Origin of the sequence: Pseudoflavonifractor sp. 60 (genome assembly GCF_009911645.1) — a bacterium.
In the GTDB taxonomy this organism is placed as follows: Bacteria; Bacillota; Clostridia; order Oscillospirales; family Oscillospiraceae; genus Lawsonibacter.
The window spans coordinates 1-903 of record NZ_QWKI01000371.1 but is presented as its reverse complement, the minus strand read 5'-3'; the positions used below and the strand labels follow the sequence as shown (position 1 = coordinate 903).

The following is a 903-nucleotide window of genomic DNA, read 5'->3' as shown; positions in this document are numbered from 1 at the left end:
TATAGTAAAAACAGTTGAAAAAAGGTATGGCAACGAGTAGAATAAGATCATGAGCTATTCAAAAAGATATAGGGAACGTACAATAGAATATCGACAGGCAGGGCATAGCTTGGAAGCGACCCATCAAGTCTTCAAGGTTTCCAAATCGACGATACAAAAGTGGGAAAAGCAGCTGAAAGAAACGGGGGATCTGGAAAAGAAAGATCTGCATAGAAGTTTCCGAAAGATCGATCCAGAAAAACTGAAGGCATATGTTGCGGCCCACCCAGACGCATACCAATCAGAAATGGCTGAGGCATTTGGATGCAGCGAAAGCGGCATTCGAGACGCATTGCGGCGGCATAAGATCACAAGGAAAAAAAGACGATCAACTATCAGGAGCAGGACCGGCAAAAGGTAGCGGCATATCAGGAAGAGATCAAAGATATACCGCTGGAAAAGATCGCTTATGTGGATGAAAGCGGTATAGATACATACTTGTATCGGGAATATGGGTATGCGCTGCGGGGTCAGCGAGTGTTTGGGCAAGTTCGTGGACGAAAGTATCAGCGTTGCGGCATTGTTGCTGCTCAGATAGGTGACAGAATTCTTGCGCCGTTTCAGTATAATGGAACGATGGACAGCAGGCTTTTTGAGTTCTGGTTTTCCAACCAGCTTCTGCCTTCTCTGGAACAAGGAACCGTGATTGTGATGGATAACGCTTCATTCCATTCCAAAAAGCGGCTGCTTCTTGCTGCCCAAAATGCCGGGTGCAGACTTCTCTTTCTTCCACCCTACTCCCCGGAACTCAATCCTATCGAACATTTCTGGGCTTGGCTGAAGCGCTTTTTGAGAAAAATCCTTCCCGCTGTCTTTTCCTTTGATGATGCCCTTTGTACCGCTTTTCAACTGTGGTAACTATAT

2 protein-coding genes are annotated in these 903 nt (G+C 45.8%); both read left to right on the top strand.

Going from position 1 to position 903, the window contains the following annotated elements; genetic code table 11:
- Window positions 1–49: 49 nt before the first annotated feature.
- Window positions 50–400, top strand: coding sequence for an IS630 transposase-related protein (locus tag D1646_RS22450; RefSeq protein WP_160638533.1), 351 nt, complete (start codon window positions 50–52; stop codon window positions 398–400).
- Window positions 367–897, top strand: coding sequence for an IS630 family transposase (locus D1646_RS22445; RefSeq protein ID WP_160638534.1), 531 nt, complete (start codon window positions 367–369; stop codon window positions 895–897). Before D1646_RS22450 ends, D1646_RS22445 begins: the two co-directional genes overlap by 34 nt.
- The last annotated feature ends 6 nt before the right edge of the window (window positions 898–903 follow it).

Bases quoted from the DNA above. Each gene is read 5' to 3' on its own strand.
- D1646_RS22450 (WP_160638533.1), top strand. From the start codon at position 50: ATGAGCTATTCAAAAAGATATAGGGAACGTACAATAGAATATCGACAG.